Consider the following 20,895-nt stretch of genomic DNA (forward strand, 5'->3'; position numbering starts at 1 on the left):
TATTTGGTTGTCTAGGTTCTTGGCGCTTCTCTTTTCAGGTCGGGTTGCTTCGCTTTCGCTTCGCTTCCCTTCAGCGCTTTATTAAGTTAGCAAGGTTATTTCGGTTTGTCAACCCTTTTGTAAGGTTTGTTTTGGATTTTTTTACCTTGGCTCGTCTATTCCTTATGGTAGAAGGATTTCAGACTCCAAAAGAAATTTAAGATTTAGGCAATGCCGCTTCAATTGATTTAGTTACAAGAGCTTGAACTGCTTCTACACCTTCCCACCCTCTGATTTCAGTGACTTTCTTTTCTAGGTTTTTATAGGAACGGAAAAACTCTGCAATCTCTTCGAGGCGATGGGGGGCGATGTCATCTAAGGATTTGACATCAGCATAACGAGGATCTTTGGCAGGGACACAGAGAATTTTTTCGTCGCGATCGCCGCCATCAATCATGATCAGCATACCAATGGGACGCGCGGGGATAACACAACCAGGGAATGTGGGTTGATCCATAATTACCATGCCATCTAGGGGATCTCCATCATCGGCGAGGGTATTGGGAACAAAGCCGTAGTCGTAGGGGTATTGAACTGAAGAGTAGAGGACACGATCTAGGGCAAAGGCATTGAGGTCTTTGTCAAATTCGTACTTATTTTTGCTACCTGCGGGAATCTCGATTAGTACGTTCAGGATGCCTGCTTTGGGCTGTGGGGGAATACGAGATAAGTCCATGATATTGATTTCTCCTTACTTAATTTGGTTTGGTTTGTTTGGTTTGCAAGGTTATTTACAAACTATCTAGAAAAAGTATAAGTGTCTAGTGCGCTTATGTTTGAGGTTAATTAGTTACGCGGATATTCACTTAAAGAAAAGTATGCTTTACTGTGTGCATGTGAAGTGTGAGGATGTGCATGATTTTGCAGCAAGAAGCTCGGTTCCCTATTGGTGTGTTTGATAGCGGAGTTGGGGGACTTACGGTTTTACAAGAAGTTCATCGCCAACTGCCTAATGAGTCTGTTGTTTATTTTGGTGATACAGCACGTTTGCCCTATGGGAAACGCTCGCCTGCGGAAATTATTGAGTATGTATATGAGATCTTGCATTGGATGCAGTCTCTAGAAGTCAAAATGGCAATTATGGCTTGTAATACAAGTTCAGCTTTGGCTCTGGATGTGGTCAGACCTGAATTCAAGCTGCCAATTTTAGGATTGATTTTACCAGGGGCACGGGCGGCTGTGGGTAAAGGCAAGAGGATTGGCGTAATTGCAACAACAGCGACGGTCAAGAGTGAAGCGTATGTACAGGCAATTTGTGAGAGCGATCCACAAGCACAGGTTTTTCAGGTCGATTGCCCAGAATTTGTGCCTTTGATTGAGTCTGATCGCATTAACGATCCTTACACCTTACAAGTCGCAAGACAATATTTACAGCCGTTGATAGAGGCAAACATTGATACTTTAGTTCTAGGTTGTACTCACTACCCACACCTATCAGGTGTTTTGCGTCAGATTTTGCCATCCCATGTTGCACTGGTGAATCCTGCGTCTTATGTGGTCAAAGCTGCCGCTCAGGAGTTAGATTTAATGGGTTTAAAGTGTCTTGATGGTCGTCATGATCGCGCTGAAACTAAGTTTTTTGTGAGCGGAGAGCCTGAGAGGTTTGCTCAAGTATCACGTCGTTGGTTGGGCAAGTTACCTTTGGTAGAAAAAGTTCACCTATCTCCTGTAGAATTACTTTCTTAAAGTTTTGCTCAAGGGATTTAGTCAATATGGGAGTAATCTTTTGAACCAACATTACAAACGAGGGCTGTGGCTATTTTTGAGCTTACTAGCTGGTACTTACGGCAATACACAGACTGCCGAGGCACAAAGTAGTTTGCGATCGCAAGATATTGACAATCGGCAAGCCCAGTTGCCCTTATCTGCGATGCAGCAATTACAGCTCCGTGACATTAAAGTTGGTACTGACGGACTCGCATTATTGATTAATGGTCTACCGCAGATTAGTACATCGCGTGTTGCTAATCCCGATCGCATTATTGTGGATTTACAATCAACGGTTGTTCCACCATGGCTAAATAACTCGGTGTTGGCAATGAATCGCTATGGGGTGAAACAAATTCGAGTTGGGCAGTTTCAACAATCACCTGCGATCGCGAGATTAGTTTTTGATTTAGATAATAATTCCCCTACAAGCTGGCAAAGCTCTTTCGACCAATCAAGAGGGATATTGGCATTTCGCCCAACTGAGCAGACAGTAGCAAATAAAAATAGTAATCGCCATAGTAATCGTAGTCTCCCAACAACCATTGAGGGATTATCTTTTAACGGCTATGGTCAGTTAGTAATTCAGGCTAATCAGTCAATTACCTATAGCGGTAGATTAGACCCCACCACGAACACCTATAGTTTTTCAATTCCTGCGGCACAAATTTCTCAGCGATTACGAAGACCTGTTTTAGGTGCAAATAGCCCTATTGAGCAAATTCGCCTTAATCAAGTCAATGATGCCGTGGTAATTAGTGTCAAAACGATCACAGGATGGCAAATTCAAGAAACTGCTAGAACGAGTCCTCAAACAATTGCGCTTCAATTGACCAGTATTAGGCAAGTCGCACCAGTAAGTGTGTCCCAAAGAGCACAACCGCAACTACAATCACAATTACAGGCAAATAGTAATAGCAATGGTCGCCAATTGGTCATGATTGACCCCGGTCATGGAGGCCCAGATGTGGGGGCAACCAGAAATGGTCTGTATGAAAAAGATATTACGATGGCAATCAGCCGACAACTGGGTGGAATATTGCAACAGATGGGATATTCTGTGATGTATACCCGTACTAGTGATATTGATCTTGATTTGGAGCCAAGGGTAAAGATGGCGGATAATGCAAAGGCTAGTGCATTTGTCAGCATCCATGTAAATTCCCTTGATGCTAGTTCATCGCAAGTAAATGGGGTTGAAACTTATCATGCCCCTAATGCGTCTCTAGGAAAGAATCTTGCAGAATCAGTGCATCAGCAAATTATTGCTGACACGGGTGCAAATGACCGTGGTGTGAGGTCAGCTAGATTTTATGTGGTTACGAAAACTTCGATGCCTGCTGTTTTGGTGGAGACAGGATTTATCACAAATCCCACCGAATCAGCCAAGCTAGTCAATGCTGCCTATCAAGAGCGCATGGCTACTGCGATCGCAAAAGGAGTTGATCAATTTCTCAAATCTTACCGAAGATAGATGGTAGCGACAACGCTCTAACGTAAGAACTTATAAGAGATCTAGCTGTTCGATAGCTCAATTTCCAGATCTTGAACACCCATAGGAGAACTATTTTGCGATATCGACAACTAGCGGTTGGGGTTGTGTTAACTGTAGCTAGTGGCTACGCAATGCCCATATTAGCGCAGGTCAAACCAAACACAACGATAGCCTCAAGCCTATCCAATACATTACGCCTAAACAGCATTAGACCTGTAGGCAATGGCTTGATGTTAAACGTTAATGCTAATCCTCAAATTTCCATTCAACGCGAGGATAACCCCGATCGACTGATTATCGACTTACAAAACACAAGTCTACAACAGGAATTACATAAGGCAACTGTGCCGATGAATCGTCTTGGCATCAAGCAAATCAGAGTCGCTCAGTTTCAAAATAGCCCTGCGGTGACAAGGTTAGTTTTTGATCTAGATAGCGCAGATCCTAATAGCAAAAATGCATGGCGTAGTCAGTACATCGCGGCAACAAACACATTACTGCTCACTCCTACCAGCAGCCAACCTCAAGCAACATCAATACCATCTAGTCTCCCCACTCCTAGTGTCACTTTGCCGAGTAGACCAATCGTCTCGACGACAGGCGCACCTGCTGCGATCGAAAGATTGAGTTTTAGTAGCACAGGTCAGCTATTGGTCGAAGCGAACAAACCAGTAAATTATCAAACTAGACTAGACACAACATCTGGGACTTATAGTTTAACAATTCCCAACGCCAGCATATCTCCAAATCTGCAACGACCTAGTTTGGCAGCGAATAGCCCCATCGAAAGGATTCGACTGTCTCAGGTGGGTAGCGCCGTAGAAATCGGTATCCAACCAATTGCAGGCTGGCAAGTTAGAGAGCTACAACGTCGCAGCAATCAACAAATCCAGTTACAGGTTTCTCTAAATAGCAGCCCATCCCGAAACAATCCAGTACCTCTACCCGCAAATACAACTGTTACTCAATCTCCTCAAAATATAGGCGATCGCCGTCGTGGTGTAGTAGTAGTTGATGCAGGACATGGCGGACGAGATCCTGGTGCCATTGGTAACGGGATACAGGAAAAAGATGTTGTCTTAGCAATGAGTATGAATGTTGGTCGAGCTTTGCAAGCGATGGGTTATACAGTGTTTTATACCCGTACCAACGATGTGGAAATTGACTTAGAACCTCGTGTTGCCTTTGCAAGGCGCAACAATGCCGATGTATTTGTAAGCGTACACGCTAACTCTCTGGACTCGCGGAATAGTAGCGTAAATGGAGTAGAAACTTTTCATGCTCGTGGCTCGACAACAGGAAAAGAGCTAGCGAGCTATGTGCAGTCACAAATTATTGGTGCAACTCGCGCCAATAACCGTGGAGTCAAAGCGGCTGGATTTTATGTGCTTACAAAAACTTCAATGCCTGCGATTCTAGTCGAAACAGGCTTTGTCACTAATCCTACTGAAGCAAGAAACTTGAACAGTCCTGAATATCAGAGACAAATGGCTGATGCGATCGCAAAGGGAGTCGATCAATTTTTTCGAGTACGGGGAAGATAAGCAAAATATAAAAAGGCAGTGCTTAGCACTGCCTTTTTTATCTCATGATTTCGTCATGTCATTCTTTATACCAAAGGTGATTGCGTTTGTTGTTGATGACGCGCGTCGGTAATTAACCAATCCAAAGCCGCAGCTTGGAGATCAATAGTTGCACCTGTCTTATCTACGCAATAACGACCAAACACCAACTTATCAACCAAGCGGACATCGGATAAACGCGAATATTCAAAAATGACACTGCGTTCAACCACAGCACCACTGCAAACATGACAATTAGGTCCAATCATCGTAGGTCCCACGATAGTTGCGCCATCCTCGATTTGGGTCATGCCACCAATATAAACAGGACCGCGAATATCAACTTTGTCCCAGTTCACAGCTACGTTTAGCCCTGTGTATACTCCTGGTTTGACTTCATGACCGGGGATATTTACATTTTTGACTTTATTTAAAAGCACATCTTGAATTGCTTGCCAATAATCAGGAACTTTACCAATATCAACCCATTGAAAATCCATAGAAATTGCATGGAATGGAAGATCGGCGGCAACTAGTTTGGGAAATAAATCGCTACCCAGATCAAATTCAACATCGGAGGGGACGTAATCGAGAATTTCTGGTTCAAAAATGTAAATACCTGTATTGATCGTATTACTTAGAGCGGTTTCAATACTTGGCTTTTCTTGAAATTGCTTGATCCGTCCATTGGAATCAGTCACTACAACGCCGTAGCTAGACACCTGATCCTTTGGAACAGTTTTAGTAATAATTGTCGCTAGGGATTTCTTTTGACGATGCCAGTTAACGGCATAGGTCAGATCAAGATCGATTAAGGCATCGCCACAGAGGACAACAAAGGTATCATCAAAAAATGGTGAAAAGTCTTGGATCTTTTTAAGTCCGCCAGCCGAGCCAAGCGCACTACCTTGTAGTTTGCCATCGACAATAGTCCCTTCAAAGGAATATGCCATCTGCACACCAAATTTCTGTCCATCTCGAAAATAGTTTTCGATTTCTTCTGACAAGTGACTAACGTTGACCATGATCTGATCAAAGCCATGCTGCCTTAGCAATTCCACTAGAAATTCCATGACAGGCTTTTGCATGATCGGAATCATGGGCTTGGGCATGATATTCGTGATCGGGCGGATTCTAGTACCTTTACCCGCAGCCAAAATCATGGCTTTCATAAATTACGTTCTCCTCTCACTACGATTAAATGGTACTTGCTTATTTCCGAACTTGATCGGCTCAAGTATAAGCGAGTTACCGTAAAATCCGTCCTATCATACCTCGGAAGCAGTCTTAAAAATTTAGGGGCAAATACTGGGTGCAAATATTAAGGGCAAATACTGCGGCTGTTATACAAACTCATAGCTTTCTCCAAACCATCGGTCAAAATGCTATCTATTGCCACTTCTGTCATACTGAAAATTTCTGGCAAGAATTTGGTTTCAGAGGATGAAAAGCCGCCCAAGACATGATTAGTCACATTTTGATTCGCTTTTGTTGCGATCGCAGATTCAGACTTACCTCCACGCCCAATTCCCAAGCGCAGACGGGGAAAGTTTTGCGTACCAAGATGAGCAATGATTGACTTCATGCCATTGTGTCCACCCGCTGATCCTGATGGTCGTAGACGCAATTTACCGAGGGGCAAATCCATATCATCATAAATGACCAGAATATTTTCGGGATTAGCTTTAAACCAATCAGCACAGGCTCGAACCGACTGCCCCGATACATTCATATAGGTAGTGGGTTTGAGCAATCGAATTTTGCCGCTATTAGGATGACTAGTATGGACTAAGCGACTTGACAATCTACCTTCACCAAAAATGCCATAAAATCGCTTTTCTTTACCCAGAGAGATGCTCCAAGCTGTGGCTAGGCGATCAACTGCCATGAAACCAATATTGTGACGGGTACGCTCATATTCCGTGCCAGGATTGCCTAGACCCACAATTAGAGAAATAGATTGAGTCTCAAGCATCCTTGACGTTTGCTACTTCCTTAGCTTCAACTTCTGCGGGTACAGACTCTACTACTGTCGCAACAACAGCCTCAGCGTCATCAGACTTAGGACTAGTGGCAATAGATGCAGCCTCTGATGAAGTTTGCTCTATGCGATCAGCTTCACGCTTGAACTCTGATTCAAATTCACGGGAGGCATCTTGAAAACCTTTGATAGCTTTGCCTACACTCCGCCCAATTTCTGGTAATTTTTTGGGGCCAAATATCAAGAGGGCAACCAGCATGATCAGAATCATTTCGGGCAAGCCAATACCAAAAATATTCATTGAGAATGACCTTTTTTATAGACAGCTTAACGATGGAGACGGTAGGAAACATAGATATTTTCTAGATTTCACAAAAACAATAACTAATTTAAAGGCACGCAATGCGTGCCTTTAAATTAGTTATCAAGACGGCAAACTAGCCGCCCCAGTTGAGGTTAACGCCCTCAAGAAGTAAGGAGGAGTTGTACAACTGGAGAATAATAACGAGAAATACAAGAAATAATCCCATGAATACTGCCATCAGAGGAGTAGTTCCCCATCCGCGAGAAACTTTACCGTATTCTGCATTGAGTGGTCTGAGGATATCGCCAAGGCGAGTGCGTTGTGACATAAGTTTGTCTTCTTAAAAGGATTGTTACAAAATAGTATAATTGTAATTAAGAATAACTCAAATCATTGGTTCAATTCATGGAAAACGCAACTTCGATCGCGGTGACTATTGCCGTATGTGTGATCTGTTTAACGGCTTATGCGATATATGTGGCGTTTGGACCACCAAACAAGGGGCTAGTTGATCAGTTTGAAGAACACGAAGATTAATTGAGACAGGCAGCATGAAGCACTGCCTGTCTTAGTTTTAGAAATGTTTTAGTAATTATGATTAACAATTTTCGGCTTACCTATGATGTGTTAGATGTGGCAGATGTCTATGCGATCGCAGATAATGCGAGTAATGGGGCAGTGGTACTCATGAGTGGCATGGTACGCAATCAGACGGGGGGTAGAGCAGTGGATTATTTGGAATATCAAGCTTATGCACCGATGGCTTTGGAGATTTTTCAACAAATTTGCGATCGCAGCCGTGCCAAATTTCCCGACATTACCCAAGTTGTTATTCATCACCGCCTTGGCAAACTGAAAATTGGCGAGATCAGTGTATTGGTTGCCGTGGGTTCACCCCATCGAGCAGAGGCCTTTGAGGCATGTCGTTTTGCGATCGACACATTAAAAACCGATGCCCCAATTTGGAAAAAAGAATTTTGGCTAGACGGGATGAGCAGTTGGGTCAACAGCCCTATATAGACCCATATAGGAAAAGCACTTGATTTGATTGATTTATGTTGCTAGAACAATCTTTTTTTGAGCGCCCTGCAGATGCAGTTGCCCCCGATTTATTGGGCTGTACGATAGTAAGACGCATCGATGGCGAGGAATATCGCGGCGTGATTGTCGAAACCGAAGCCTATGATGCCACTGATCCCGCTTGTCATGGCTATCGTCGCAAAACTCAGCGCAATCAATCCATTTTTGGTGAACCTGGCACAGCCTATGTCTATTTAATTTATGGCACATATCATTGCTTTAATATCGTCACCGATCGCCAAGATTTTTGTAGCGCTGTGCTAATTCGTGCCATTGAATGCGAGAAATTACCAATTTGGCGAAACCCAACGGAAAAAGCCCATCGTGCAGGGGCTGGGCCGGGAAAACTCTGCCAACTATTTAAAATTGATCGTCAACTTGATGGGATTACCCTCGCTCCCAATTTTGGGTTGTGGCTAGAGTCGCGATCGGCTAATTTTGCAGAAGAAATTTATCAAACGACACGCATTGGCATTACGCAGGGAGTAGACTTGCCTTGGCGATGGTATTTACGCGATCGCAAATCTGTGTCGCGCAAATAGACAAAGAATAAAACCCCAGCTACTTAGAGGGGCAAGATCGGCATAACAAAGCGAGGCAAATGTTGTTAGAATTTCAGCATCATAATGATTGAGCAATACATTAAAACAAATCATGGAACCTGAAAAAACTACCGTTGAGGCGATCGCAGAAAATGTGATCGAAGCTGTAGAAGAAGTTGCCAGCGTAACTGCAAACCCTATCCAAGAAACAATGACCAAACCAGTAACACCTACGGCCCATGAGATCGCAGCCCCAATCGCGGTTACCAATAGCACTAAGGTTGAGTCCGACGCGACAAATAGTGATCAATTAAATAATGAGCAAGTCATTGATCTATGGAAGCAAGTTACTAAATTGTGGGATGAATATTTTGGTGAAGGCAAAAAAGCTAATCTCACCCTTGTACTAACGATTCTTGCAACTATTCCCGTATTAATAGCTACTTCGACACTTTTAGAATTCTTAAATAAATTACCTTTATTGCCTAGTATCTTTGAATTAGTAGGCTTTGGCTATTCAGCTTGGTTTGTATATCGCTACCTATTACTTGCTAATACCCGCAAAGAACTGACTGACACTATTTCAGGCTGGAAAAATAAAGTTTTGGGCTAGACTAGCTAGCCAATGGCAAGGGGTTATCCCCTTGCCACACAGTCATGGTGTCTATAGCGCGGTATTTAAGGCTAGGATATTAGAAAAGTAAAGCAAAATTAATAAACTAATAGACTGCTCTAAAACAGCAGTTACGTTGGGAAGTGAAGAGGTATATACGTCAAGCATGGGTAAAATTGTAGGTATTGACTTGGGTACGACAAACTCTGTGGTAGCCGTTATGGAAGGTGGCAAGCCCATAGTGATTGCAAACTCAGAAGGCAGCCGCACTACCCCCTCCGTTGTTAGCTTTACAAAAGACGGTGAGAGGTTAGTTGGACAAATGGCACGTAGACAAGCGGTGCTAAATCCTGACAATACCTTTTATTCAGTCAAGCGATTTATCGGACGCAAGCATAATGAACTGTCGGCAGAGACTAAGCGAGTTCCCTATACAGTGCGTCGTGATGACCAAGGCAATATCAAGTTACGCAGTTCTCGATTAGAAAAAGACTTTGCCCCCGAAGAAATTTCGGCAATGGTAATCCGCAAACTCGTTGATGAAGCAAGTCGCTATTTGGGCGAACCTGTGACGGGTGCGGTGATTACAGTACCTGCTTATTTTAATGATTCACAGAGACAAGCCACTAAGGATGCTGGACGCATTGCAGGAATCGAAGTTAAACGAATTTTAAATGAGCCAACGGCTGCATCCCTAGCCTATGGGTTAGACAAAAAGACCAATAAAAAGATTTTGGTGTTTGACCTTGGCGGCGGTACGTTTGATGTGTCAGTGCTAGAAGTGAGCGATGGTTTATTTGAAGTCAAGGCAACTACAGGCGATACCCAGTTAGGCGGTGATGATTTTGATCGTCAAATCGTCAATTATCTGGCTGAGGAATTTCTCAAATCCGATGGTGTGGATCTCCGAAAAGAACGCCAAGCCTTGCAACGGCTGACAGAAGCTGCTGAGAAAGCCAAAATTGAGCTTTCGACGGTGGGAGTAACTGAGATCAATTTACCGTTTATTACGGCGACAGCGGAAGGACCCTTACATTTAGAAACTAGTTTAAAGCGATCGCAATTTGAACGTTTGAGCGCCGATTTATTGGAGCGTTTACAAATTCCCCTCGATCGTGTGTTGCGAGATGCCCAGATTAGTCCCCGTCAAATTGATGAAGTGGTCTTAGTCGGCGGATCGACCCGTATTCCCGCAGTACAGGAAATGGTGGAACGGGCAATCGGCAAGCCACCGAGTCAAAGTGTGAATCCTGATGAAGTCGTGGCGATCGGCGCAGTTGTGCAGGCGGCAATTTTATCAGGCGAAATTAAGGATGTTTTATTGCTTGATGTCACACCTTTATCTTTGGGTGTAGAAACTTCGGGCGGTGTGGTCAAGCGTTTGATTCCCAGAAACACGACAATTCCCTGTCGCAAGATGGAATTATTCACCACCGCCGAAGATAACCAAACTTCTGTGGAAATTCATGTGATTCAAGGGGAAAGGGATCTAGCGGAATATAACAAGTCATTGGGACGGTTTAAACTAAGTGGGCTTGATCCGCAACCCCGTGGCATGGCACAGGTAGATGTCACATTTGATTTAAACACCGATGGCATTTTGGCGGTGACGGCTAGCGATCGCCGCACGGGTGTTGAGCGTCGCGTCACTATTAAAGGCGCTTCGACACTAGATGAAAAAGAAGTCCAGCGGATGGTTACAGAAGCAGAGCAATTTGCCGATCGCGATCGCGCCAAACGAGAACGCATCGAAAAACTCAATCGTGCCGATAATCTTGCTGTGGGTGCAGAGCGTCAACTCAAGGATTTAGCCTTGAACTATGGTTATAAACTCAGTTATGAACGACGCAAACAAATCGAGATGGCGATCAAGAAACTCAAAGATGCGATCGCAAAGGAAGATGATGCCCTAATCGATCGCGCTCAATCTGAGCTACAGGAAGCTCTTTATGCCCTATCGAGCGAACTCTATGCGGAGGATGAAGAGTATTACGATGATGAAGATGACGATTTATTTGGCGGTATTCTGGAGAGTATCGGCAGTTTTGCCAGTCGTAATAAACGCGGCAAAGATGAAGATGATCGCCGTCGTCCTAATACAAGAGTTTCCTATGACGATGATGATGAGTGGATGTGATCAGTCTGGCTCACCCATACTCAGCTCTTTAACATTTCCCACATAAATAAAGGCGGCGCTTCGCGCCGCCTTTATTTATAGCTATAGTTTTAACTTTTTTAGGATTAAGTTATTGACTTAAATTCTCAAATAGATTTTAATTAAAACAGATTGTTATTGATAGTAATTCTTTTTAGTGCGACTATTGCCTCAAAGTTAATGAATAAAAAATTATGTTTACCTACTAATCTTGCTGTAGTCGCAGGATTAGTATCGATACTTGCTTTGACTGCTTGTGGAGAAAACAGTCAGCCACCATCGACTCAGAAGCCAGTTGAAACCACCCAAGCTGCTGCACCTCAAACAGCAACGCCTACTCCTACCGAAACAGCACAGGCTCCCCTCACCGAAGTTACCATTGCTTTTGCGACTCGCCGCGACACCACCGACTTGCAGAGCAAAGTCGATAAGGTTTCTGAAATTTTGTCTAAGGAAATCGGTATTCCCGTTAAAGGGATCATTGCTGACGAAACGGCTTCGGTAGAAGCTTTGAGAGCCAATCGTGCTAATGTTGCCTTTGTCAGTGGTCGCGCCGCACTCAAGGCGGAACAATTAGCAGGGGCAAAGATGTACTTAGCCGAAGTACGCGACGACTATTCGGGGGGTAAGACCTATAACTCGATCTTTGTCGTTCCCAAAGACAGCCCTTTACAAACCTTGGCAGATCCCACAAAAACCCTTGAGCAGTTGCGTGGCAAGCGCATGGCGTTTACTTCACGCTCCTCTGGTTCAGGATTTATTTTCCCTGTGAGTGAGCTAGTAGGTCTCAAATTTGTGGATGGACCTGATCGCCTAGAGCAATTCTTTGGCAAAGTTACCTATGGTGATGGCTATAGCAGTGCTTTACAGGCTGTATTGCGCGATCAAGCCGATGTTGCGGTGGTGTCGGAATACGCATTGCTACCACCTTGGATCACAACTGAAGAAAGCGCAAAACTACGAGTGCTGCACCCAGTACCAAATGTGCCAGCCCATGGCATTACCTTTGATGATAGTGTGCCTGCGGAATTACGCGAAAAGCTGATCAATGCGTTTTTAAAACTCAACGAACCAGAGAACAATCAGTTATTTCGTAGCCTCTACAACTCTACGCAACTAGTCAAGGTTGATCACGAACAACATCTAGCGACTATGCGTACTGCTATTGCAAGGGCAGGACTCAAGCCCTAGTTATTGAATTGAGGGGTTGGTTAGTTGATCTAGCCAACCCAATTATGTTACTTGCTCAAGAATCAAAAATTAAACACCATGCAACCTCTACCTGACCAGAAGTTATTGAATTGAGGGGTTGGTTAGTTGATCTAGCCAACCCAATTATGTTACTTGCTCAAGAATCAAAAATTAAACACCATGCAACCTCTACCTGACCAGAATTTACCCGCAATCGCCTGCCATAATGTCCGCACCGCTTATCAATCGACTCTCAAGCGTCCGATTTTGAATGGCATTGATTTAGAAATCAAACATGGCGAATTTGTGGCACTACTGGGAATGAATGGCGCAGGTAAATCGACGCTTTTGCGATCGCTAGTGGGCTTAGTGCCAATCAAACAGGGTGAGATTGCGATCTGTGGGACATCCGTCACACCTAATTGTGTCGATGAAGTTCGCAAAAATATTGGATTTCTCTGTCAAGGCGGCGGCTTAGTTGATCAGCTTTCTTGCTTGGATAATGTCCTATGTGGCTGTTTGGGGGATCTGACCACATGGCAAAGTTTGTGGGGATTTCCGAAACGCGATCGCAGAATCGCAATGCAGCTATTACAAAAAATGGGCTTGCAAGAACAGACCTATCAAAAAGCGCGTCAACTGAGTGGTGGACAACGCCAAAGAGTTGCAATTGCCCGCACCCTAATTCAGTCGCCCCACATTCTTTTAGCTGACGAGCCGACCACAGGGCTAGATATTTCAGGTATTGAGCAGGTGATGACCAGTCTTGCGGAAATGAATCAGAATGGTTTAACTGTAGTGGTGGTGCTGCACGACCTCGCCCTCGCTGCCAAGTACGCCCAACGAGCAATCATCTTAGACGAAGGGCAGGTCATGTATGATGGAAATTGTCAAAATATTGAAAGACAATTTGCCAAACTGCAAAGTTTGGCTTTAGCTCAGTCTGCTACTGCCGCATAATGAAATTTACTGATCGGATTCGTGCCTATACTGCTAGCCGCTACAACGTTTGGATCATCCGAGTTTTAGCAATCATTGGTCTAGGTTGGGCCTATATCTGGTCATTACAAGGATTAAAAATCGATCCCAAATTATTACAGACCAGCCTGCCCTATATGACTGACTTTTTGTCACGTCTATGGCCACCTGATTTAAGCATTTTAGATGTGGCGGTCAAAGCGTTGATCGAAACAGTGCAAATGTCGATCTGGGGAACAACGATTGGCGCAATTCTCTCTATTCCGATCGCATTATTATCCGCACAAAATTTATCGCCATTGTGGTTACGCTGGATTGCAAATCTCTTCCAAAATGCAGTGCGTTCGGTTCCCTCAATTATTCTGGGACTATTTTTTGTAGCAGCGACAGGGCTAGGCGCACCTGCGGGAACTCTTGCCCTAGGGATTTACACAATTGGTTATTTAGCTAAGTTTTATCAAGAAGCAATTGAATCAGTAGATAAGCGATCACTAGAATCATTACAAGTGAGTCGCGCCTCATGGTGGCAAGTTGCTCAGTATGGCGTAATGCCGCAGGTACTACCCTTATGTCTGGGCTATACCCTGTATATGTTTGAGTACAATATTCGCGCCGCCTCAGTTTTAGGTGTTGTTGGTGCGGGTGGCATTGGTTTTGAGTTAGTCAGCTATATTCGGGGATTTGAATATAGCAAAGCAACTACCATGATGTTAGTGTTACTCGTAGTCGTGACTGCCATTGATGCCCTCAGTAGTCAATTGCGAAATAAGTTTAAATTAGACTAGTAGCTGTGACTGGCTGAGCAGGCTAAATACGCAAATAGCGGAGATATGAAGTCCTCAACTAAATGGCACATTTTAGAACCCGTTGTCCCGCCAACTTGGCTCAGCGAAAAAGTTGGTAAGTTTGCCGCGCAGTTGCTTTGGCAACGTGGCATTGTTGGGCCTGAACAAGTTGATGCATTCTTAAATATCGCCGACTATCAACCAACTAGTGCTTTTGCCTTTGGTGAGGAAATGCAATGGGCGATCGCAAGGATTCAGCAAGCATGGTCACAGGGCGATGCGATCGCAATTTGGGGGGATTTTGATGCCGATGGCATTACGGCAACATCGGTTTTATGGGAAGGATTGGGACAATTTTTTACACAACATGAACAATTATTCTTTTATATTCCCGATCGCCTCAAAGAGTCCCATGGGATATCGATTAGGGGTTTAGATGAATTGCGATCGCAATGTCATGCCGCAGGAAAAAACCTCAGTTTAATCATCACCTGTGATACGGGTAGCACCAGTTTAGAGGCTCTTCTCTATGTTCAAAAATTAGGAATTGATGTGATTGTCACCGATCACCATACTCTGCCCGATGTGCGTCCGCCTGTGACCGCGATTATCAATCCCCGCTATCTGGATGATGACCATCCATTGTTCCATTTGTCAGGGGTAGCCGTAGCCTATAAATTGATGGAAGCTCTCTATGAAACTCTATCCGAAATTCCACAAAAACCCCTAGAGGATTTATTGGATTTAGTCGCTATTGGACTAGTGGCAGACTTGGTGAAGCTAACAGGGGATTGTCGCTATCTAGCCCAAAAGGGAATCGAAGTATTACGGCAAAAAAAACGCCTCGGTGTGCGGATGCTGTTGGAACAATGTAAACGAGTCGGCGATCGCCCCATTGACATTAGCTTTGGAATTGCGCCACGGATTAATGCGGTTAGTCGAATTTGGGGGGATGTACAGAAATGTGTCGAGCTTCTCACTACTCGTGATGAGAAGCTTTGCGCTAGTTTGATTACCCAAACAGAACTCGCTAACACTGAGCGGAAATCTTTGCAAAAGAAAGTCTTTAAGCAAGTGCAAGCTAAAATTTCGCAGCTTGATCTATCGACAACAGGAATTATTGTCCTTGCCGATCCGCAGTGGTCAGTGGGTGTTTTGGGCTTAGTCGCAGGTCAAGTGGTGGCGGAATATGGTCGCCCGACCATTCTCTGCACAGTGGAAGATGGCATTGCCAAGGGGAGTGCGCGATCGCTAGAGGGAATTAATCTCTATGATTTGCTCAAAGGACAGGAACATCTCTTACTCAGCTTTGGTGGTCATCCCTTGGCGGGTGGATTGAGCTTTAAGTTGGAGAATTTACAGGTATTAACGGAAGCCCTCGATCAAACCTTTTGGAGTCAACATGGACAACTCCAAAGTAAAGCACTCACCATCGATTTGGAAGTCACTGTTGCCGATTTAACGAGAGAACTATTCAATGAATTCAAACAATTAGAACCCTTTGGCATGGGCAATCCCTCCCCTAAATTATTAGTGCGTGATTGTTTATTCTCAGAGATATCGAATGCAAATATTCGTAATCACAAAGGACAGAAGGTTGAATATATCAAAACCGAATTTACCTTGAGCGATCGCCATGGCGATCAAATCTATGGTGGTTGGTGGGGACATTACAGTTATGAAATGCCTGATACCCCCTGTGACGTGGTGATTGAACTAGTGGATAATGCTTTTCGTCGTCGCTATGATGCGCGATTACTGGATTTCCATGCTCAAAGTGCGCCCCTCACTGCTGATACACCAACACTTGCCCCCACCTCTCTTCAAAAGCCAGATCATTTACAAATCATTGATTGGCGAGGACGTAGTGCGATTGCCATTGATCCACAGCTATCGGCAACTATTTGTGATCGCTGTCCGCAAAGTTGGCAAGATTTGCACACTATCATTGATCGCGCCAATCAGAATACTCAATCCCTTGCCCTGATTTATCCCAATCCAGAACAGATCAATGGTGAGATGGCATGGCAAACTCTCGTAGGAATCGCGAAATATCTCTGTCGCACAGGCAAATCCATTTTGCGATCGCAATTAATCACCAAATTGGGAATTGATGATCTTGATGTATTACAAATGGGATTTATGGAACTTCGTAAATATGGCTATGCGATAAAACTTGGGGAACAAGTTCAGCATTCCGAAGATTCAGAATTACGAATTGCTTCTCTTGAGGCAAGCCATCCATCACCAACCCAGATCCCTCACCAGAGTAATGAATTTATCCAAGCCGTCAATGAATTAGCTTTTCAGCAGCAGTTCTTTGATCGCCAACTGCAAAACTTAGCTTCTGTTACTGGAACAGTCCTAACCAGTTAATGGGTATTGTTTCTATTCTAATTGCTCATCTAATTGCTCAAAATCTTTGTCTTGCCTAGATCTATTTTTCTGGACACCATAGACCTGTTAAGCAATAATTAACAAAATCGCCAAACCTTTTATTCAGAATCGTTTTCAATCCTTTTGCCTCAAAAGGATTGAAAGCTTTACCTAGAATGAGTTACAAGACTTTGTGAGCTTATTATCCAATAAGTTTAATTTAGACCATCAGAAGGTATAACCATGATAACTAATGAAAGTCACCTCAATCCAAAAGATTTACAGTCGGCGATCGATCCGCTTTTGGTGTCACCGAATACATCAGTCATGGCAGCGATCACAATAATGGGGGAAACTGGCGCAGACTATGTGCTAGTAGTAGAAAATCTATCGCAAAAGACGGGGTTAATTGGTATTCTGACCGAACGCGATCTTATTCGTATTATCACTCAGCCCATATCTTTAGCCGAGTTGCCAATTCAGTCGGTGATGAGCCATCCCGTCATCACCATCCAAGAATCTACATTCACTGATATTAATGATGCTCTAGCCCTATTTCAACAGCATCGTATTCGTCATTTAACCGTGCTAGATGATCGCGATCGCATTGTGAAGTTACTAGACCAAAGCACTTTAATCGAGATGGCGAATATAGCTGATCGCCAACAAGCTGAAGCTGCATTACAACAACTCAACCAAGATTTAGAAAGGCAAGTAGAACAACGGACTGCCGCCTTACAAGCTAATGAAGCAACCATTCGCACGATCTTGGAAACGATTCCCGACTTATTGCTGCGGCTTCAGCGTGATGGCACTTGCTTGGCATACATCAAGTCGGAAATTGAAGCGGAGAATTTTCTACCGATTGTCAACCATATTTCGGAAGTTTTACCACCGAAATTGCTCCAGAAACAGTTGCAATTTATCGAGAAAGCAATCACTACAGGTGAATTACAAGTCTATGAGCATCACTTCCTCAAGCAGGATCGTGTAGTCTACGAAGAAGTGAGAATACTCGCACTTAATGATCAAGAAGTTTTGGCAATCGTGCGGAATATTACGGCTCGTAAACTTGCCGAAACAGCGCTACAGCAACTTAACCGAGATTTGGAACGCCGCGTGGAACAACGCACTGTAGATTTGCAGCAGATTGCGTTACGTGCAAGCCAAGCCCAACAAATCGCGCATCTGGGGGATTGGGAACTAGATGTACCAACCCAGAAAATAATCTGGTCTGATGAAGTCTTCAAAATCTTTGGGCGTGATCTCAATCAATCAGAACCGACCTATGAACAGCTACTCAACTACTATCCACGAGATGAACAAAAGCGCCTTAATCATCTAGTAGACAGAGCCATTCAGTATGGAGAACCCTATGCAACAGAACTACGGATTGTTCGAGATGATGGTTCATCTAGATGTCTGTTTACTCAAGCTGAACCCATATATGATCAAGCAGGACAGGTGACTGGATTGTTTGGAATTGTGATGGACATTAGCGATCGCAAAGTCATCCAAGAAGCTCTAAGACTTAGCGAGGAACGCACCCATGCCACTCTATTGGCTTTACCTGATTTGGTGTTTCGAGTTAACCGAGAGGGTGAGTATATTGACTTCTTAACATCTCCCCAAGGGAAGAATTTAGTTGATCCTGAACAAGTAATTGGCAAAAGTATTTTTGATTCTTTGCCAGCAAATATTATCCCATCGCATTCGGATGCTAAATACAAGGCTCTTCAGCAAGCACTTGCTACGCAAACTTTGCAGACATACGAACAGCAGGTTTGGATTGAGGGTGAACTACGTTACGAAGAAGTGCGTGTTGCTCCATGCAACAATAATGAAGTCGTCTTTCTGATTCGCGACATTAGCGATCGCAAGCTGGTTGAAAATGCTCTATTGGAATCTCAACAATTTATTCAAACTGTGGTTGACACCGTTCCTCTCGCATTATTTTGGAAGAATCGAGAGTCTGTTTACTTGGGATGCAATCAGCAGTTTGCCAAAGTAGTTGGCTTGAAATCGGCTGAAGAGATCATTGGGAAAACTGATTTTGATCTTCCATGGACACCAGTCGAGACAATCGCCTATCGGAAAGACGATCAGAGCATCATAGAATCTGGTACATCCAGATCGGGGATCGAAGAAACGATGACCTTGGCTAATGGTGAACAACGATGGATGGAAACCCACAAAGCGCCATTGCGTGACTGGACAGATTATATTATTGGTGTAGTGGGCATAACAAAAGATGTTACTGTTCGCCGCCAAATTGAAGCAAGACTAAAATATCAAGCAGATCAAGAACGCATTCTTGGAGCAATTACCCAGCGAATGCGATCATCCCTAGACTTGGCAGAGATTCTCAAGGCAACTGTTGAGGATGTCCGTGATGTCTTGCAGTCAGACCGAGTGTTAATCTATCAGTTGATTTTAGGAGAGCCAAGGTCAGCCCTTGCTGAATCCACTGCACCAAATTGCTCAAAACTGCTGAATGTCGTCTTTCCTGATGATGCACTCTCTCAAGAGAGCTACGATTACTATGCTCAAGGAGGTATGTTTGTACTTTGCGATCGCGAATCAGAAGACCAATCAAACTTACCGCATCTAGTCAAAGTCCTCACAGAACTCCAGGTTAGAGCCGCACTCGCGGTTCCCATTATCCAAAATCAAATCCTTTGGGGCTTGCTGATTGTCCATCAATGCGACTCTCCGCGCCACTGGCAAGACATGGAAATAAATTTGCTTCAACAAATTGCTAACTGGTTAGCGATCTCAATTCAACAAGCCAGCCTCCACAAACAACTCCAATCTGAACTATTGGTAAGGCAGCAAACAGAGATCAAGCTCACTGAGAGCAATCAAGAACTCTTGATCTTTAACGAAGAACTGGGGCGCGCCACTCGCTTGAAGGATGAGTTCTTAGCCAATATGAGCCATGAACTCCGCACCCCTCTAAATGCCATTTTGGGAATGAATGAAGGGCTACAAGAGGAAGTCTTTGGCTCTGTAAATGAACGGCAAATCAAAGCATTACAAACCGTAGAAAGGAGTAGTAATCACTTACTAGAGCTAATCAATGACATCCTCGATATTGCCAAAATCGAATCGGGGCAGATGGAACTAGATTGTACTATCTGCGCTGTGGCTCCGCTCTGTCAATCCAGTCTTGCCTTCATCAAACAACAAGCGTTGAAAAAACGTATCCAACTAGAGATTAGACTGCAACTGAATCTACCAGATCTGTTAGTGGATGAGCGGCGCATTCGTCAGGTGTTGATTAATCTGCTTAACAATGCAGTCAAATTTACACCAGAGGGTGGACGCATCATCTTAGAAGTGAAGGAAGTTAAGCAACTTCTCCCTGCATTAGACAATTCGCCCCAAAACTTTTTACAGATATCTGTGATTGATACGGGCATTGGTATTTCCGCAGAGAATATTAAGAAGCTATTTCAACCCTTTATTCAAATCGATAGTGCCTTAAATCGTCAATATGATGGGACTGGATTGGGACTAGCTCTCGTTAAACGAATTGTGGAACTCCACGACGGTAGAGTGGGACTAACCAGTGAGCTTGGTGTGGGAAGTCGTTTTACAATCGAGTTACCCTGTGCACTCGATTCTTCTATATCAACGAATCTAACAGCAGATGGGGAACTAACTATTACCCCAGAACAAAACGGCTCTTTCCCAACCGACGAAGTCCCTACCCGATCGCCTCTAATCCTCATTGCCGAAGATAACGAAGCCAATATTGGGACTTTCTCTAGCTACCTCACTGCGAAGGGCTATCGACTTTTGATCGCTACGAATGGTCAAGACGCACTTGACCTTACTAAAGCTAATCATCCTGAACTGATCTTGATGGACATCCAAATGCCAACTATGGATGGACTAGAAGCAATCAAACAAATTCGCCTTGATCCAGATTTGGTTAATATACCAATCATTGCCTTGACAGCATTAGCGATGACAGGCGATCGCGAAAAGTGTTTAAAGGCTGGAGCTAGTGAATATCTGACAAAACCTGTCAAACTAAAGGCATTATCCCAAATGATTCAAACTTTTTTGGCTCACTAGTGGA

General features: G+C 44.0%; 18 protein-coding genes. 13 read left to right on the forward strand and 5 right to left on the reverse strand.

The window, feature by feature from the left end; all coding sequences use genetic code 11:
- Positions 1 to 196: 196 nt before the first annotated feature.
- Complete coding sequence (locus tag H6F41_RS11730; RefSeq protein WP_190403665.1) at positions 197 to 715, reverse strand: inorganic diphosphatase; 519 nt, start codon at positions 713 to 715, stop codon at positions 197 to 199.
- Positions 716 to 894: 179 nt separating this feature from the next.
- Here H6F41_RS11730 and murI point away from each other — a divergent pair, with 179 nt between their 5' ends.
- From murI to H6F41_RS11745, 3 genes are all read left to right on the forward strand, one after another.
- Positions 895 to 1,725, forward strand: a complete 831-nt coding sequence (murI, locus tag H6F41_RS11735) for a glutamate racemase (protein ID WP_190403666.1) — start codon at positions 895 to 897, stop codon at positions 1,723 to 1,725.
- A gap of 40 nt (positions 1,726 to 1,765) precedes the next feature.
- A complete protein-coding gene (locus H6F41_RS11740) occupies positions 1,766 to 3,220 on the forward strand; it encodes an N-acetylmuramoyl-L-alanine amidase (RefSeq protein ID WP_190403667.1) in 1,455 nt (484 codons plus the stop codon).
- A gap of 71 nt (positions 3,221 to 3,291) precedes the next feature.
- Positions 3,292 to 4,785 carry an N-acetylmuramoyl-L-alanine amidase gene (locus tag H6F41_RS11745; RefSeq protein ID WP_190403668.1) on the forward strand — a complete coding sequence of 498 codons (1,494 nt, stop codon included), beginning with the start codon at positions 3,292 to 3,294 and terminating at the stop codon, positions 4,783 to 4,785.
- Between the two features lie 65 nt (positions 4,786 to 4,850).
- On the opposite strand, the gene H6F41_RS11750 is transcribed toward H6F41_RS11745, so the two are convergent.
- From H6F41_RS11750 to psbH, 4 genes are all read right to left on the reverse strand, one after another.
- Entirely contained in the window at positions 4,851 to 5,975 is a 1,125-nt protein-coding gene (locus H6F41_RS11750) for a sugar phosphate nucleotidyltransferase (protein ID WP_190403669.1), read from the reverse strand.
- Positions 5,976 to 6,124: 149 nt separating this feature from the next.
- Entirely contained in the window at positions 6,125 to 6,778 is a 654-nt protein-coding gene (gene pth / locus H6F41_RS11755) for an aminoacyl-tRNA hydrolase (RefSeq protein WP_190403670.1), read from the reverse strand.
- Positions 6,771 to 7,085 (reverse strand): TatA/E family twin arginine-targeting protein translocase, encoded by a 315-nt coding sequence (locus H6F41_RS11760; RefSeq protein ID WP_190403671.1) that lies wholly within the window; start codon positions 7,083 to 7,085, stop codon positions 6,771 to 6,773. The genes pth and H6F41_RS11760 overlap by 8 nt, the downstream gene beginning before the upstream one ends.
- Before the next feature lie 136 nt (positions 7,086 to 7,221).
- On the reverse strand, positions 7,222 to 7,416 hold the full coding sequence (gene psbH, locus H6F41_RS11765; protein ID WP_190403672.1) for a photosystem II reaction center phosphoprotein PsbH: 195 nt from the start codon (positions 7,414 to 7,416) through the stop codon (positions 7,222 to 7,224).
- Positions 7,417 to 7,493: 77 nt separating this feature from the next.
- Here psbH and psbN point away from each other — a divergent pair, with 77 nt between their 5' ends.
- The 10 genes from psbN to H6F41_RS19500 all read left to right on the forward strand — a co-directional run bounded on the left by psbN (position 7,494) and on the right by H6F41_RS19500 (position 20,891).
- Positions 7,494 to 7,625: a photosystem II protein N gene (psbN, locus tag H6F41_RS11770; protein ID WP_190403673.1), complete on the forward strand. Its 132-nt coding sequence runs from the start codon at positions 7,494 to 7,496 to the stop codon at positions 7,623 to 7,625.
- Positions 7,626 to 7,682: 57 nt separating this feature from the next.
- Complete coding sequence (locus H6F41_RS11775) at positions 7,683 to 8,108, forward strand: molybdenum cofactor biosynthesis protein MoaE (RefSeq protein WP_190403674.1); 426 nt, start codon at positions 7,683 to 7,685, stop codon at positions 8,106 to 8,108.
- Positions 8,109 to 8,143: 35 nt separating this feature from the next.
- On the forward strand, positions 8,144 to 8,710 hold the full coding sequence (locus H6F41_RS11780; RefSeq protein ID WP_190403675.1) for a DNA-3-methyladenine glycosylase: 567 nt from the start codon (positions 8,144 to 8,146) through the stop codon (positions 8,708 to 8,710).
- 112 nt (positions 8,711 to 8,822) lie between these two features.
- A complete protein-coding gene (locus tag H6F41_RS11785; RefSeq protein ID WP_190403676.1) occupies positions 8,823 to 9,323 on the forward strand; it encodes a CAAD domain-containing protein in 501 nt (166 codons plus the stop codon).
- A gap of 166 nt (positions 9,324 to 9,489) precedes the next feature.
- Positions 9,490 to 11,460, forward strand: a complete 1,971-nt coding sequence (dnaK, locus tag H6F41_RS11790) for a molecular chaperone DnaK (protein ID WP_190403677.1) — start codon at positions 9,490 to 9,492, stop codon at positions 11,458 to 11,460.
- 198 nt (positions 11,461 to 11,658) lie between these two features.
- Positions 11,659 to 12,669 carry a phosphate/phosphite/phosphonate ABC transporter substrate-binding protein gene (locus tag H6F41_RS11795; protein WP_199288755.1) on the forward strand — a complete coding sequence of 337 codons (1,011 nt, stop codon included), beginning with the start codon at positions 11,659 to 11,661 and terminating at the stop codon, positions 12,667 to 12,669.
- 180 nt (positions 12,670 to 12,849) lie between these two features.
- On the forward strand, positions 12,850 to 13,629 hold the full coding sequence (locus tag H6F41_RS11800) for a phosphonate ABC transporter ATP-binding protein (protein WP_190403678.1): 780 nt from the start codon (positions 12,850 to 12,852) through the stop codon (positions 13,627 to 13,629).
- Complete coding sequence (gene phnE / locus H6F41_RS11805) at positions 13,626 to 14,432, forward strand: phosphonate ABC transporter, permease protein PhnE (RefSeq protein ID WP_408962542.1); 807 nt, start codon at positions 13,626 to 13,628, stop codon at positions 14,430 to 14,432. Before H6F41_RS11800 ends, phnE begins: the two co-directional genes overlap by 4 nt.
- Before the next feature lie 45 nt (positions 14,433 to 14,477).
- The gene (gene recJ / locus H6F41_RS11810; RefSeq protein ID WP_190403680.1) at positions 14,478 to 16,808 is read left to right on the forward strand and encodes a single-stranded-DNA-specific exonuclease RecJ; all 2,331 of its coding nucleotides are present in this window, start codon (positions 14,478 to 14,480) and stop codon (positions 16,806 to 16,808) included.
- Between the two features lie 243 nt (positions 16,809 to 17,051).
- A complete protein-coding gene (locus H6F41_RS19500; protein WP_190403681.1) occupies positions 17,052 to 20,891 on the forward strand; it encodes a PAS domain-containing protein in 3,840 nt (1,279 codons plus the stop codon).
- Positions 20,892 to 20,895 lie beyond the last annotated feature (4 nt).

Origin of the sequence: Pseudanabaena mucicola FACHB-723, from assembly GCF_014696385.1 — a bacterium.
Lineage (GTDB): Bacteria > Cyanobacteriota > Cyanobacteriia > Pseudanabaenales > Pseudanabaenaceae > Pseudanabaena.

What these genes read in the sequence shown, in the direction of transcription:
- H6F41_RS11730 (WP_190403665.1), bottom strand. Translation starts at nt 715, where the DNA reads ATGGACTTATCTCGTATTCCCCCACAGCCCAAAGCAGGCATCCTGAAC.
- murI (WP_190403666.1), top strand. Translation starts at nt 895, where the DNA reads ATGATTTTGCAGCAAGAAGCTCGGTTCCCTATTGGTGTGTTTGATAGC.
- H6F41_RS11750 (WP_190403669.1), bottom strand. Translation starts at nt 5,975, where the DNA reads ATGAAAGCCATGATTTTGGCTGCGGGTAAAGGTACTAGAATCCGCCCG.
- pth (WP_190403670.1), bottom strand. Translation starts at nt 6,778, where the DNA reads ATGCTTGAGACTCAATCTATTTCTCTAATTGTGGGTCTAGGCAATCCT.
- H6F41_RS11760 (WP_190403671.1), bottom strand. Translation starts at nt 7,085, where the DNA reads ATGAATATTTTTGGTATTGGCTTGCCCGAAATGATTCTGATCATGCTG.
- psbH (WP_190403672.1), bottom strand. Translation starts at nt 7,416, where the DNA reads ATGTCACAACGCACTCGCCTTGGCGATATCCTCAGACCACTCAATGCA.
- psbN (WP_190403673.1), top strand. Translation starts at nt 7,494, where the DNA reads ATGGAAAACGCAACTTCGATCGCGGTGACTATTGCCGTATGTGTGATC.
- H6F41_RS11775 (WP_190403674.1), top strand. Translation starts at nt 7,683, where the DNA reads ATGATTAACAATTTTCGGCTTACCTATGATGTGTTAGATGTGGCAGAT.
- H6F41_RS11780 (WP_190403675.1), top strand. Translation starts at nt 8,144, where the DNA reads ATGTTGCTAGAACAATCTTTTTTTGAGCGCCCTGCAGATGCAGTTGCC.
- H6F41_RS11785 (WP_190403676.1), top strand. Translation starts at nt 8,823, where the DNA reads ATGGAACCTGAAAAAACTACCGTTGAGGCGATCGCAGAAAATGTGATC.
- dnaK (WP_190403677.1), top strand. Translation starts at nt 9,490, where the DNA reads ATGGGTAAAATTGTAGGTATTGACTTGGGTACGACAAACTCTGTGGTA.
- H6F41_RS11795 (WP_199288755.1), top strand. Translation starts at nt 11,659, where the DNA reads ATGAATAAAAAATTATGTTTACCTACTAATCTTGCTGTAGTCGCAGGA.
- H6F41_RS11800 (WP_190403678.1), top strand. Translation starts at nt 12,850, where the DNA reads ATGCAACCTCTACCTGACCAGAATTTACCCGCAATCGCCTGCCATAAT.
- recJ (WP_190403680.1), top strand. Translation starts at nt 14,478, where the DNA reads ATGAAGTCCTCAACTAAATGGCACATTTTAGAACCCGTTGTCCCGCCA.
- H6F41_RS19500 (WP_190403681.1), top strand. Translation starts at nt 17,052, where the DNA reads ATGATAACTAATGAAAGTCACCTCAATCCAAAAGATTTACAGTCGGCG.